We start from the raw sequence: 13664 nt of genomic DNA, 5'->3' as shown, positions 1-13664 counted from the left end.
GGGCCGCTAGGGGTCGCACACCGGTGCCCCTGGGGGCGCACAAGCGCTCCAGGGGCACCGGCAGGCTGTCACCGGGCGCGCTCAGCCGCCGAGCGCGCCGCCCGCGGCGTCCGGATGCGCCTGGGCGACCATCGGGTCGGTGCTGAGGTGGATGACGCCGTAGTCGTAGGCGTGCCGCCGGTAGACGACACTCGGTTCTTTGGTCTCGGAGTCGACGAAGAGGTAGAAGTCGTGCCCGACCAGCTCCATCTCGTAGAGAGCCTGGTCGAGGGTCATCGGGGATGCCACGTGGGTCTTCTCGCGGACGATGAGGGGGCCTTCGCCCTTCACCTCCAGCGAACCGATCTTCTTGGTGGGAACGCTTTCCGCCTTCTCCTCGTCGGCGACGTATCCGTTGCCGTTGAGCGTGGCCACGCCGGGGACGTGGTCGGCGACCTCCGCGGCCGTCAGACGGCGCGCTCCACGGCGCGTGTAACGCTTGTCGTGCTGCTTGCGCAGCCGGGCCTCCAGCTTGTCCGCCGCCAGGTCGAGCGCCGCATACGGATCGCTTGCCGCTGCCTCGGCCCGGATCACCGGCCCGCGCGAGTGGAGCGTGATCTCCACCCGGTCGCTGCGGTCGGCCTGTCGGGGGTTGGGCTCCTTGGACACCTCGACGTCGAGGCTGATCACCTTGCCGTCGAGCTTCTGGATCTTCTCCAGCTTCAGCTTCTCGGCCACGTGCTTGCGGAACCGCTCGGGCACCTCGGTCTTGCGGCCCTTGACGACGATGTCCACGCAGAACTCCGTTCCCGGATCGCTCCGCTCCACTGGCGGAGCATCTCCCTTGTGCACCAGGTTCCGGTGGCTCCCGGAACCGCGGACTCGGTGACTTCCACCTCCTCCTCCCCCGTGGACAAGATCTCCACCCACCGGCGCGGGGTGATTCGGAAAAGCCGCAGCGCAGCATTCGGATATGTGGTGAACGGCCGGGGCCATTCCCTCACAACCGAACATATCTCGCCCGGCCGGATGTCGTCACCCTCTACTGGGGCGTACCTCCGTTCAGGTGAATTGGCCCTTTCATTACCTGCAACGATGCAAGTTCTCTGTCAGTTCCGGTTTATTTCGAAAGAGTCGGGTGGGGCGGCGACCACCGCCGCGCTGATCCCGTCCTCGGCACCGTTCCCGCCCGTCGTTCCCGTCACCCCCCGTGTGCGCACCGCGTCCTGCGGCTTTCCTCTCGCAACGAACTCTCCCGTCCTCGCCGCATGCCCGCCCCGCGCCGTCCGAACCGCCCGGGCCGCCTCCGCGAGGGAGGCACCCGTGGTCATCAGGTCGTCCACGAGCACGATCGCGCCGCCGTCCAGGAGGGGGGTACCCCCCGCGGCCACCTCCAGAGCACCCGCGAGGTTGTCCAGCCGCCGCCGGGCGCCCAGCCCCGACTGGTCGGCCACCGCCCGCCGCTGCCGCAGCACCCCGGCGACCCGGGCCGGTGTCCCGCCGCGCCGCAGTTCCCCGGCCGCCGCGAGCGCGATCCGCCGCGTGGGGTCGTGCCCCCGCGCCCGCACCGCCCGCCGCGCCGACGGCACCGGGACCAGCAGCACCGCCCCGTCACCACCGGCCCGTACGGCCGCGCGTACGGCCCCCGCCAGGGCCGCGCCGAGCGGTCCGGCGAGAGCCAGCGCACCCCGTTCCTTGTGCGCGATCAGGGTGGCCCGCACCGCGTCCTCGTACGGCGCCGCCGCGTGCACCACGGGCAGCCCCGACGGCTCCGGCGCCGGTCGCACCCGGCACGGCGCGGCTCCGGTCAGAGCCGCACGGCACTCCGGGCAGAGCACCGCGCGAGGCCTCCCGCAGCCCCCGCACTCGGCCGGCAGCACCAGATCAGTGAGGTCACGCCACCACCCCCGCATGTCCTCCACTGTGCCCACGCGGACGAGGCTCCGCCACCCCTGTGGACAACCGCCTGTGGACAACTGACCGCAACCGCAAAGAGGTTGTCACCCACACGAATGACGGGCGCCGGAAGACCGCGGTGCCCTGCCCCACCCTCACCCGGGGTAGACCGGCGCCGACCCTTCCTTGACCACCGTCTGCCACTGCGACCCCGGCGACAGCCGGACGATCCCGTCGGCCGAGTGCGCGACCAGCGGCTGGCTCTCGTCCTCGGACGCGGCGATCTCCTCCACACCGGTGAGCGCCGAGGGCCCGGAGCCCGGCGTCGGGGACCCGTCGACGCGGACGTACCGCATCTGCTGCACGCCACCGCGTTCGCGCCCCACGACCACGAGCTGGCTGTCGCCGGCCCAGGACATGGCGGTGACGTCCTCCAGGTCCGGTGTCACGGACCGCAGTTCGACGATCGAGACGGTGGTGCTCTCGGCGTCGGCGTCCCGCTCGATGCGTCCGATGTACAGCGCCCGCTTGCCCTCGTTCTTGAGGATCAGCGCCACCCGCACCCCGTCGGCGGCCACCCGCACCGCCTCGATGCGGCCGTCGAGGTTGGGCGTTCTGACCTCCAACGGATCACCCATGCCGTCCGTCAGGACCAGCAGACGGGGGTTCTCGGGGTCACGGTCCGCCACCCACAGGTCGCCCCGGCCGTCCCAACTGGGTGTCGTCAGCCGGTCCTTCGCGGTGGCACCGGAGCTGTGCAGCACCGGCTCGCCGATCGTGCCACCCGGCGTCAGCGGCGCCACGTACAGGTCGCTCCCGTCGGCCGACACACCGGCCGCCCGCTCCTCGTCCCGCGAGACGGCGGCCGACCGCAGCTGCTTCTCGCCGTCACCGAGCGCGCCGGGAACGGCCGTCGGCGTGGTCACCGCGCCCTGCCCGGACAGCCGTGCGAGCTTGCGGTCACCGTCGATGAAGTACTCGAAGCTCGCGGTCCTGCCGGAGCCGTGCGAGGCGACGGTGTCGGCCTCGCTCTCACTCAGCGCACACAGCTGCGCGCCGGTCGACCCCTGCAGCTCCACGTCGGTCACGCCCGTGGGCATGTAGTCCTGCAGCGTGAACAGGAGCTGGGCGGCCATCTCCTTGCACCTGCCCGCCGAGACGCGGTCGGCCTTCTTGTTCAGCGGCACGACCAGGATGTTCTGGTCGTCGGGCGTCAGCGCCCGGGTGCCCTTCCTGAGGGCCGTACCGGAGGGGAAACTCGTCCTCGCGACGGGGTTGAGCCAGCTGGTGGGGCCCTGCAGCAGGTCGCGGACCACCTGGGTCACCGGGTCGACCTGGCTGCGCACGTAGACGGGGTCGGCGACGGTGCCCGGCTCACCGGACTGCGCGGCGGAGGTGAAGTAGTACTTGTTGATGGACTTGTAGTTGCGCTCGAAGTCGGACCTGCCGAGCACCACCCCCGACGGCAGTCTGTCGATGCGCCACTGCCGGGTGTCCTTCACGCGCGTGAGGTGCACGGTCCTGCTGTACTCACCGCTGGTGGGTGTGTACGCGTGCTGCTCGTCGACCCGGGCGACCCTCTTGCCCGACAGCTCGAACCGGTAGTCGTAGGCGTCGGGCCGGTCCTCGGTGACGGCGGGGTAGGGGGTCGGGGCCTCGGCGAGGACCGTGGTCGACTCGTTCGGATCCCACTCCTTGGCCGCCTCGCCGGTCAGGTACTTGCGCGCGGTCTCGTATTTGAGGTCGTCGCTGGTCAGGGCCTCCAGGAAGCCCTGCACGATCTCCTGCGGCTCGGCGTCGTCGGCGGGCGGCAGCGCGAAGACCCGCACCTTCGAGTCCTGCCTCGGGGTGGACTCGACGTCGCGCATGTCACCGCTGCCTGGCATCGACGCGCACCCCGCCAGCAGGGCGGCACACACACCGACACTCCCGAGACGCACGGCCGTCCGCCCCGGACGCCTGCGGCCGCCTTCCGCGCGGTCAGCGCCCACGGAATGCCTCCCCCTGCTCGTGCCGCCGCTCCGCACCACTGTCGGCCGGCTTCTGCGCTTCCTCGCCCGCACCGTCGTCGGGCCGCCGCGCGGGCGGTGCCGACGGCGGTGTCGCGGCCGGCCCGGCCGGCCGGGGCACCACGCGCGCGCCGTTGCCCGGCAGCGCCGTCGGATCCGCCGTGGGAGCCTGTCCGGCGCCCGGCCGGGGCCCTATGGCCGCCCGGGCGGCCCCGTGCTCACCGGTCTGCACCGGCACCGTGGCGAGCTTGCCGCCGCCCCCGAGCGGCCGACCGGCGTCGTTGAGTCCGCGATGACGCCGCGAGTCCTTGGGCTCCAGGGGTATCGGGGACCCGCGCAGCGGCTCGTCCGCCGTCCTCGGCAGCGTGAGCCGGAACTGCGAACCGCCGCCCGGCTCGCCCCACGCCTGCAGCCAGCCCCCGTGCAGCCGGGCGTCCTCCAAGGCGATGGACAGCCCCAGTCCCGTACCACCGGTCGTCCGCGCGCGTGCCGGGTCCGCCCGCCAGAAGCGGCTGAAGACCCGCGTCGCCTCCCCCGGCTTGAGGCCCACACCGTAGTCGCGCACGGCCACCGCGACCGCGCCGCCCGCCGCCGCGAGCTTGACCAGGACGTCCTTGCCCTCGCCGTGCTCCACGGCGTTGACCACGAGGTTGCGCAGCACGCGCTCCACCCGCCGGGCGTCGGCCTCGGCCACGACGGGCTGCTGGTTGCCCAGCACCCGTATCCGTGTCCCCTTGCGCTCCGCGAGGGGCTGCGCCCCGCTGACGACCTTGCGCACGACCTCACGCAGGTCTATCGGTTCGGCCTCCAGGGCCGCCGCGCCCGCGTCGAACCGGCTGATCTCCAGCAGGTCCGCGAGCAGCGACTCGAACCGGTCCAGCTGGTCGGCGAGCAGTTCGGCCGACCGCGCGGTGACCGGATCGAAGTCCACCCGCGCGTCATGGATGACGTCCGCCGCCATCCGTACGGTCGTCAGCGGCGTCCGCAGCTCGTGCGACACGTCGGAGACGAACCGCCGCTGCATCCGTGACAGGTCCTCCAGCTGCTGGATCTTCAGCTGCAGGTTCTGCGCCATCTTGTTGAAGGCCTCGCCGAGCCGCGCGATGTCGTCCTCGCCGCTGACCTTCATCCGTTCCTGCAGCCGCCCGGCGGACAGCCGCTCGGCGATCCCGGCCGCCATCCGCACGGGCGTGACGACCTGCCGCACCACGAGCCAGGCGATGGCCCCGAGCAGCACCACGACGAACAGCCCGGCCGTCGCCAAGGTCCCCTTGACCAGGCTCAGGGACTTCTCCTCCTGCGTGAGCGGGAAGAGGTAGTACATCTGGTACGGCTTGTTGTTGGGATCGTTGACCTGTTTGCCGATGATCAGCCCCGGCTGGGGCTCCTGCCCGTTGTAGTAGTGGATCCGGGTGTAGCTCTGTACGGCGCCGGTGCCGTCGTCGACCTGCTCACGCAGCTCCACGGGCACACTGAGGTCCCACTCCACGCCTCCGGAGACGCGCGGGCCGAGACTCCCGGTGTCGCCGTCGGCGGAGGCCGGGCTGAGCGTCACCACGTCGAACGCGCCCTGGCCGCCGCTGGAGAGCGAGGTCACCAGGTTGGTCGTCCACTCGCCGACGTTCTGCACCCGGTCGCCGTCCGGATCCGGGTTCTCGTTCCCGGCCGCGCTCGCGTCGTCGTCGGCCTTCTGCTCGGCGACCGTGAACCCGCCGGTGGCCTGGCTCTGCGAGGCCTTGACCTTGGCGTCCAGCAGCCCGTTGCGGACCTGCCCGATGACGACGAAGCCCAGCAGCAGCACGACGCTGAGCGACATCAGCAGCGTCGTCACGACGATCCTGAGCTGGATGTTGCGCCGCCACAGCCGCATCACAGGCAGCAACGGACGGCGCACCCAGCGCATGAACAGCCTCAGGACCGGGCTGCCCTGGACTCCGCCCTGGAGCAACCCGCCCTCCAGCAGACGCCTCCAGCCGGAACCGGGCGCCTTCCGGCCGACAGGCCGCTCCGCGCGGGTCCCCGGCTGGCCGGGCGCCGAAGCGGCACTGTCACCGGACATGTCAGCTGGGCCCTGCCTTGTATCCGACACCACGGACGGTCACCACGATCTCCGGCCGCTCCGGGTCCTTCTCGACCTTGGAGCGCAGCCGCTGCACATGCACGTTCACCAGACGGGTGTCCGCCGCGTGGCGGTACCCCCAGACCTGCTCCAGCAGGACCTCCCGGGTGAACACCTGCCACGGCTTGCGCGCCAGCGCGACCAGCAGGTCGAACTCCAGGGGCGTCAGCGCGATCGACTGTCCCTCACGCTTCACCGAGTGCCCGGCCACGTCGATGACCAGGTCACCTATGGCGAGCTGCTCCGGCGCCGGCTCCTCCGACCGCCTCAGGCGCGCCCGGATCCGGGCCACCAGCTCCTTCGGCTTGAACGGCTTCACGATGTAGTCGTCCGCGCCCGACTCCAGGCCGACCACCACATCGACGGTGTCGCTCTTGGCCGTGAGCATCACGATCGGCACCCCGGACTCCGCCCTGATCAGGCGGCACACCTCGATCCCGTCGCGGCCAGGCAACATCAGATCCAGCAGCACCAGATCCGGTTTGGCCTCGCGGAACGCGGCCAGCGCCTTGTCGCCGTCGGCTACGAAAGACGGCTCAAAACCTTCACCACGCAACACAATGCCGAGCATCTCGGCCAGTGCGGTGTCGTCGTCGACGACAAGGACTCGTCCCTTCATGAATGCCATCATCCCATTAACTAAATCGTTACCTGGCGTGACCTGTCACACAGCTCTGCGAGCGCCTCGGCGGTCACGGGCGACACGACCCCCTCCTCGGTGACGATCGCCGTCACCAACTCGGGCGGTGTCACGTCGAACGCGGGGTTGTACGCCTGGGTCCCCAGGGGTGCCACCGCGATCCCGCCTCCCGCCTCCGCTCCCGCCACCGGAACCTGAGGGGCCGTGATCTCCGTCACCTCATGACCCGCGCGCTGTTCCACCTCGATGGACGCCCCGTCCGGGGTCTCCGTGTCCACCGTCGTCAGCGGTGCCACCACGATGAACGGCACGTGGTGGTACCGGGCGAGCACCGCGAGCGGATAGGTCCCGACCTTGTTCGCCACCGATCCGTCGGCAGCGATCCGGTCGGCCCCCACCAGCACCGCGTCCACCTCTCCGGCCGCGAACAGCGAGCCCGCGGCATTGTCCGTGAGCAAGGTGTACGCCATGTGGCTGCGCGCCGCCTCATAAGCGGTCAGCCGGGCCCCCTGCAGCAGCGGCCGCGTCTCGTCCACCCACAGCCGCCGCAGGCGGCCCACCCGGTGCGCCGCGAGCGCCACCGCGAACGCCGTGCCCTCACCACCCGACACCAGCGCCCCCGTGTTGCAGTGCGTGAGCACGCGGTGCCCGCCGCCCGGCAGCAGCTCGTCCAGCAGTGCCAGACCGTGCGCGGCCATCCGGGAACTGGCCTCGGCGTCCTCCCCGTGCAGCGCCCGCGCCGCGGCGAGCGCCGCCTCGGCGGCCCGCTTCCGGTCGCCCGTCCGGCCCAGCTCGGCCCGGTGCGCGGCCCGCGCCCGGCGCACACCCACCGCGAGGTTCACCGCGGTGGGCCGGGCACCCTCCAGCGCCTCGGCGGCGTCCTCCACGTCGAACCCGCGCACCGCGGCGAGCGCGACGCCGTACGCCCCGGCGATCCCCAGCAGCGGCGCCCCGCGCACGGCGAGCGAACGGATCGCCTCCACCAGCGCGGGCGCGTCCGTGCACACCAGCTCGACCTCCTCGGCCGGCAGTCTCGTCTGGTCGAGGAGGACCAGGACGGGGCCTTCGGGCGGCTCGTCCCATCGGATCGCGGGTATCCCGGTCGGCCGGGTGTCGTCGCCGGATCGCGCGTACTGATCAGCCATGCGGTCAGTCTGCCCCGTATCCGCCGGACAATTGAAGGTACGCAGCGAACACGGCCCCCGGTCACTTCGCGCGGACCGCGTGGCACGATGGGCGCCAAGCTGCCGCCGCGACCGCGGACGAGCACCGTGAAGGAGCGACGATGAAGGACACTCCGGGCTGGGCCTCGCCCGGATCCGCCCCCTCCGGCGGCCAGGAACCGGACCCCCAGGGCTCCGCGCGGCCCGAGGACCGGACCGACGCGGACCGCGCACAGCCCGCGGACCAGCCGGGCCCCGGCCAGGCGCCTCAGCAGTCCAAGTGGTCCAAGGAGCAGCCGCCGCCCGCCCAGTGGTCCGCTCCCACCCCGCAGGCACCCGGCCCGACCCCGCCACCACCGCCCGTCCCGGGCTGGGGCGGACACCCCGGCCACGGAGCCCCCGGCGGCCGTCCGGGCCCCGGAGCCCCCGGCTACGGCACTCCCGGCTGGGGCGGCGGCTGGGGCGGCCCCCCGCCCGCGGCCAAGCCCGGCGTGATCCCGCTGCGCCCGCTCGGCATCGGCGAGATCCTCGACGGCGCGGTCTCCACCATGCGCACGTACTGGCGCACGGTCCTCGGCATCTCCCTGGCCGTCGCGGTCGTCACCCAGATCGGCGTCATCCTGCTCCAGGGCCTCGTCCTCGACGACACCGCGAGCGCCGACGCCCTCAACGACCCGACCGCCACCCCCGGCGAACTGGGCCGCGCCCTGGGCGACACCCTGCTGAGCACCTCCGTCGTCATGGTGATCTCCCTGCTGGGCACCATCATCGCGACGGCCCTGCTCACGACCGTGACCAGCCGCGCCGTCCTCGGCAGGTCCGTGACCACCGCCGAGGCCTGGCGCGACGCCCGCCCGCAGCTGCTGAGGCTGGCGGGACTGACCGTCCTCCTGCTCGTGACCGCCGTCCTGATCATGGCCGTCGGCGTCCTGCCCGGCGTGCTCCTCGCGGCCGGCGGCTCCACCGGCGGAGGCGTCCTCCTCGCCCTCTTCGGCGGACTGGGTGCCTTCGTCCTCACCGTGTGGCTGATGATCCGCTTCTCGCTCGCCTCGCCCGCGCTGATGCTGGAGAAGCAGGGCGTCGGCAAGTCCCTCGGCCGCTCCGTCAAACTGGTGCGCGGCTCCTGGTGGCGGGTCCTCGGCATCCAGCTGCTCGCCGCGATCATCGCCTACATCGTCGCGTCGATCGTCGTGATCCCCTTCTCCTTCGCGGGCGCCGCCCTGGACGGGGACGGCATCTCCGGCCTCCTCGCCACCGGCGGCACCACACTCGGCTGGACCTACCTCGTCATCAGCGGCGTCGGCGCGGTGATCGGGTCCACGCTCACCTTCCCGATCAGCGCGGGCGTCACCGTGCTCCTCTACATCGACCAGCGCATCCGCCGCGAGGCCCTCGACCTCGAACTGGGCCGCGCCGCCGGCCTCCAGGGCTACGGCGACGCCCCGGGCGCCACCCCGGGGAGCTGACGGGGTGAGCCCGGCGGGGGGAGCACTGACAGCCGTACCGATGTCGTGGCGCTCGGCGGACGAGCCGCCCCTCACCCTCCCGCGCGACCCCGCGCGGGAGGCGGCCCGACGCGAGCTGTCCAAGAACATGTACCACCAGAACGACCCCAGTTGGTACGAGCGCGCCCTGGACGCCTTCTGGGAGTGGCTCGACAAGGTCTTCGGCGCCGCTTCCGCCGCCACCCCGGGCGGCACGCTCGGCCTCGTCGTCATCGTCCTGGCCGTACTGGCCCTGCTGGGCGCCCTGTGGTGGCGTCTCGGCACCCCCCACCGCTCCCCCGCCTCCTCCGCCGTCCTCTTCGACGACCGCCCCCGCAGCGCCGCCGAACACCGGGCGGCCGCCGAGGCGCAGGCCGCCCAGAGTCACTGGAACCAGGCCGTCCAGGAACGCATGCGCGCCGTCGTCCGCTCCCTGGAGGAGCGCGCCCTGCTCGACGTACGCCCCGGCCGCACCGCGGACGAGGCGGCCTCCGAAGCGGGCACGTCGCTCCCCGGCCACGCGGACCGGCTGCACACCGCCGCCCGGGACTTCGACGACGTCACCTACGGCGGCCGGTCCGCGGCCGAGGAAACGTACCTCCGGCTCACCGCCCTCGACACCGACCTGGAACGCGCCAGGCCCGCGCCGGCGGGCAGCACCCCCGAGACCGCGAGCACCGCCCGCCCGGGAGCCGCCGAATGACCACCGAGGCCACGCGTCCGTCCACCTCGGTCTCGCCCACGGCCCGCCAGGTGTGGACCCGCGCCCGCGGTGTCGTCCTCGCGGCGGTGATCCTCCTGGCGGCCGCCGCCGTCATCGCCGTGATCCGCTCCGGCGCCGAACACGGCCGCCTGGATCCACGCTCCGCCGACACCGACGGCAGCCGCGCCGTCGCCGAACTCCTCGACGACCGGGGCGTGTCCACCCGGCTGGTCACCACCCTCGACCGCGCGACCGCCGCGGCCGGCCCCGACACCACCCTCCTGGTCGCGAACCCGGACCTGCTGACCGACTCCCAGCAGCGCCGCCTCCGCGCGGCGACCGAGGACTCCGGCGGACGCACGGTCCTGGTGGCCCCCGGCCCCCCGTCCGTGAGCACCCTCGCCCCCGGCGTCACCGCCGACGCCGCCCTCAGCCTGGACTCCACACTCAGGCCGCGCTGCGAACTGCCCGCCGCCCGCCGCGCGGGCAGCGCCGACACCGGCGGAATCCGCTACGACGTCACCGTCGGCGCGGCCGACACCTGCTACCCCGAGAACGGCCTGCCCACCCTGGTGCGCGTCCCGGCGGCCGAGGGCAAGGGCGACACCGTCGTCCTCGGCGCCCCCGACATCCTCCTCAACAGCAGCCTCGACGAGCAGGGCAACGCCTCCCTCGCCCTGCAACTCCTCGGCTCGCGCCCGCATCTGGTCTGGTACCTCCCCTCGCTCTCCGACTCCGCCCCCGACACCGGCGACCGCGGCCTCCTCGCCCTGCTCCCCCCGGGCTGGCTCTGGGGCACCCTGCAGCTCCTCCTCGCCGGCGCCCTCGCCGCCTTCTGGCGGGCACGCCGATTCGGCCCCCTGGTGCCCGAGAACCTCCCCGTCGCGATCCGCGCCTCCGAAACCGTCGAAGGCCGCGCCCGCCTCTACCGCAAGGCCGACGCCCGCGACCGCGCGGCCGCCGCTCTGCGCTCCACCACCCGCACCCGCCTCGCCCCCCTGGTCGGCGTCCCCGTCTCCCGGGCCCACACACCCGAGGCCCTGCTCCCCGCGCTGTCCGCCCACCTCCACGGCGACGGACAGCCCCTGCACCCCCTGCTGTTCGGCCCGCCGCCCGGCGACGACGCGGCCCTCATCGCCCTCACCGACCGACTCGACGCCCTCGAAAGAGAGGTACGCCGTTCATGATGGACCCGACCACTGACAACGCCGGGACCACCGGGGACCCGGGCACCGCCCGAGCCTCCCTGGAGGCCCTGCGCGCCGAGATCGCCAAAGCCGTGGTCGGCCAGGACCCCGCCGTGACCGGCCTCGTCGTCGCCCTCCTGTGCCGCGGACACGTCCTGCTGGAAGGGGTCCCCGGCGTCGCCAAGACGCTGCTCGTCCGGGCCCTCGCGTCCGCGCTCGAACTCGACACCAAGCGCGTCCAGTTCACCCCGGACCTCATGCCGAGCGACGTCACCGGCTCCCTCGTCTACGACACCCGCAGCGCCGAGTTCTCCTTCCAGCCCGGCCCGGTCTTCACCAACCTCCTCCTCGCCGACGAGATCAACCGCACGCCCCCCAAGACCCAGTCGTCCCTCCTCGAAGCGATGGAGGAACGCCAGGTCACGGTCGACGGCACCCCGCGCCCGCTCCCGGACCCGTTCCTGGTCGCCGCGACCCAGAACCCGGTCGAGTACGAGGGCACCTACCCCCTCCCCGAGGCACAACTGGACCGCTTCCTCCTCAAGCTGACGGTCCCGCTCCCGTCCCGCGAGGACGAGATCGACGTCCTCACCCGTCACGCCGGAGGCTTCGACCCGCGCGACCTGCGCGCCGCCGGCCTACGCCCCGTCGCGAACGCGGCCGACCTCGAAGCCGCCCGCGCCGCCGTGGCCAGGACGACCGTCTCCCCCGAGATCACCGCCTACGTCGTGGACATCTGCCGCGCCACCCGTGAGTCTCCCTCCCTCACCCTCGGCGTCTCCCCCCGAGGCTCCACGGCCCTCCTCGCGGCCTCCCGCGCCTGGGCCTGGCTGACGGGCCGCGACTACGTCATCCCCGACGACGTCAAGGCACTCGCCCTGCCGACACTGCGCCACCGCGTCCAGCTCCGCCCGGAGGCCGAGATGGAGGGCGTGACGGCCGACTCGGTCATCAACGCGATCCTCGCCCACGTCCCCGTCCCCCGCTGATGGCCCCCACCGGACGCGCCGCGCTCCTCGCGGCCCTCGGCACCCTCCCCGTGGGCATCTGGGAACCCAGCTGGACGGGCATCCTCGCCGTGAACGCCCCCCTGGCCCTGGCCTGCGCCTGCGACTACGCCCTCGCCGCTCCCGTACGCCGCCTGGGCCTCCTGCGCTCCGGCGACACCTCCGCACGCCTGGGCGAGACCGCGGACGTCACCCTCACGGTCACCAACCCCACCAACCGCCCCCTGCGCGCCCACCTCCGCGACGCCTGGCCCCCCAGCAGCTGGCTCCCCGGCTCCGAGGTGACCGCCTCCCGCCACCCCCTCGCGATCCCCCCGGGTGAACGCCGCCGCGTCACGACCCGGCTGCGCCCCACCCGCAGGGGCGACCGCCAGGCGGACAGGGTCACGATCCGCTCCTACGGCCCGCTCGGCCTCTTCGCCCGCCAGGGCAGCCACCGGGCCCCCTGGACCGTACGTGTGCTGCCCCCGTTCACCAGCCGCAAGCACCTGCCGTCCAAGCTGGCCCGGCTGCGCGAACTCGACGGCCGCACCAGCGTCCTGACCCGGGGCGAGGGCACGGAGTTCGACAGCCTCCGGGAGTACATCCCCGGCGACGACACCCGTTCGATCGACTGGCGCGCCACGGCCCGCCAGTCGTCGGTGGCGGTACGCACCTGGCGTCCCGAACGAGACCGTCACATCCTGCTCGTGCTGGACACCGGCCGCACCTCCGCGGGCCGCGTGGGTGACGCCCCCCGTCTCGACGCCTCCATGGACGCGGCTCTCCTCCTGGCCGCCCTCGCCTCCCGCGCCGGCGACCGCGTGGACCTCCTCGCCTATGACCGTCGCGTACGCGCCCTCGTCCAGGGCCGCTCGGCGGGTGACGTCCTGCCCTCCCTGGTCAGTGCCATGGCCCCGCTCGAACCGGAACTCGTCGAAACGGACGCCCGGGGCCTCGCGGCCACCGCACTCCGTACGGCCCCCCGTCGCGCCCTGATCGTTCTGCTCACCACCCTCGACGCGGCCCCCGTGGAACAGGGCCTTCTCCCCGTTCTGTCCCGCCTCACCCAGCGCCATTCGGTTCTGGTGGCCTCGGTCGCCGACCCGCACATCGCCCGGATGGCCGAGGCGCGGGGCACCACGGACGCCGTCTACGAGGCGGCGGCCGCAGCCCAGTCACAAGCGGACCGCCACCGCACCGCAGACCAACTTCGTCGGCACGGCGTCACGGTGGTCGACGCGACTCCGGACAACCTGGCGCCGGCCCTCGCGGACGCCTACCTGGCATTGAAGGCAGCGGGACGTCTCTGATCAGAGGTCGTCATGACGACGTCATGACGGGGGTGGAAAACCCCGGATACCCCTGGAAACGCAGAAAGGCCCACACCATAGGTGTGGGCCTTTCTCAATATTTGTTCGGCGGCGTCCTACTCTCCCACAGGGTCCCCCCTGCAGTACCATCGGCGCTGTAAGGCTTAGCTTCCGGGTTCGGAATG

General features: G+C 72.9%; 11 protein-coding genes and 1 rRNA gene. 5 read left to right on the top strand and 7 right to left on the bottom strand.

Annotated elements, in window-relative coordinates:
* Nucleotides 1-81: 81 nt before the first annotated feature.
* The 6 genes from hpf to mtnA all read right to left on the bottom strand — a co-directional run bounded on the left by hpf (nt 82) and on the right by mtnA (nt 7788).
* Nucleotides 82-774 (bottom strand): ribosome hibernation-promoting factor, HPF/YfiA family, encoded by a 693-nt coding sequence (gene hpf / locus ACFU5F_RS24565; protein WP_383891027.1) that lies wholly within the window; start codon nt 772-774, stop codon nt 82-84.
* 314 nt (nt 775-1088) lie between these two features.
* Complete coding sequence (locus ACFU5F_RS24560; protein WP_383891116.1) at nt 1089-1892, bottom strand: ComF family protein; 804 nt, start codon at nt 1890-1892, stop codon at nt 1089-1091.
* Nucleotides 1893-2030: 138 nt separating this feature from the next.
* Nucleotides 2031-3761, bottom strand: a complete 1731-nt coding sequence (locus ACFU5F_RS24555) for an LpqB family beta-propeller domain-containing protein (protein WP_383891024.1) — start codon at nt 3759-3761, stop codon at nt 2031-2033.
* 94 nt (nt 3762-3855) lie between these two features.
* Entirely contained in the window at nt 3856-5943 is a 2088-nt protein-coding gene (gene mtrB / locus ACFU5F_RS24550; protein ID WP_383891022.1) for an MtrAB system histidine kinase MtrB, read from the bottom strand.
* A 1-nt stretch (nt 5944) separates the two neighbouring features.
* Nucleotides 5945-6634 (bottom strand): two-component system response regulator MtrA, encoded by a 690-nt coding sequence (gene mtrA, locus ACFU5F_RS24545; protein WP_189823911.1) that lies wholly within the window; start codon nt 6632-6634, stop codon nt 5945-5947.
* Between the two features lie 8 nt (nt 6635-6642).
* Nucleotides 6643-7788, bottom strand: a complete 1146-nt coding sequence (gene mtnA / locus ACFU5F_RS24540) for an S-methyl-5-thioribose-1-phosphate isomerase (RefSeq protein WP_383891019.1) — start codon at nt 7786-7788, stop codon at nt 6643-6645.
* A 140-nt stretch (nt 7789-7928) separates the two neighbouring features.
* On the opposite strand from mtnA, the gene ACFU5F_RS24535 reads away from it, so the two are divergent.
* From ACFU5F_RS24535 to ACFU5F_RS24515, 5 genes are read left to right on the top strand one after another with little or no spacing between them, the layout of a single operon-like run.
* Entirely contained in the window at nt 7929-9272 is a 1344-nt protein-coding gene (locus ACFU5F_RS24535) for a glycerophosphoryl diester phosphodiesterase membrane domain-containing protein (protein ID WP_383891017.1), read from the top strand.
* A gap of 40 nt (nt 9273-9312) precedes the next feature.
* On the top strand, nt 9313-9993 hold the full coding sequence (locus tag ACFU5F_RS24530) for a DUF4129 domain-containing protein (protein ID WP_383891014.1): 681 nt from the start codon (nt 9313-9315) through the stop codon (nt 9991-9993).
* Nucleotides 9990-11180: a DUF4350 domain-containing protein gene (locus tag ACFU5F_RS24525; RefSeq protein ID WP_383891011.1), complete on the top strand. Its 1191-nt coding sequence runs from the start codon at nt 9990-9992 to the stop codon at nt 11178-11180. The genes ACFU5F_RS24530 and ACFU5F_RS24525 overlap by 4 nt, the downstream gene beginning before the upstream one ends.
* Nucleotides 11180-12169 (top strand): AAA family ATPase, encoded by a 990-nt coding sequence (locus ACFU5F_RS24520; protein WP_383891114.1) that lies wholly within the window; start codon nt 11180-11182, stop codon nt 12167-12169. Before ACFU5F_RS24525 ends, ACFU5F_RS24520 begins: the two co-directional genes overlap by 1 nt.
* Nucleotides 12169-13479, top strand: coding sequence for a DUF58 domain-containing protein (locus ACFU5F_RS24515; RefSeq protein WP_383891008.1), 1311 nt, complete (start codon nt 12169-12171; stop codon nt 13477-13479). The genes ACFU5F_RS24520 and ACFU5F_RS24515 overlap by 1 nt, the downstream gene beginning before the upstream one ends.
* A 103-nt stretch (nt 13480-13582) precedes the next feature.
* Here the strand turns inward: ACFU5F_RS24515 and rrf are convergent.
* Nucleotides 13583-13664: ribosomal RNA gene (gene rrf, locus ACFU5F_RS24510) — 5S ribosomal RNA — on the bottom strand; the annotation flags it as partial.

Source organism: Streptomyces sp. NPDC057438 (genome assembly GCF_042802995.1).
Lineage (GTDB): Bacteria > Actinomycetota > Actinomycetes > Streptomycetales > Streptomycetaceae > Streptomyces.
Note: the sequence above shows the minus strand (reverse complement) of the source record. Positions and strands in the feature narration are given on the sequence as shown.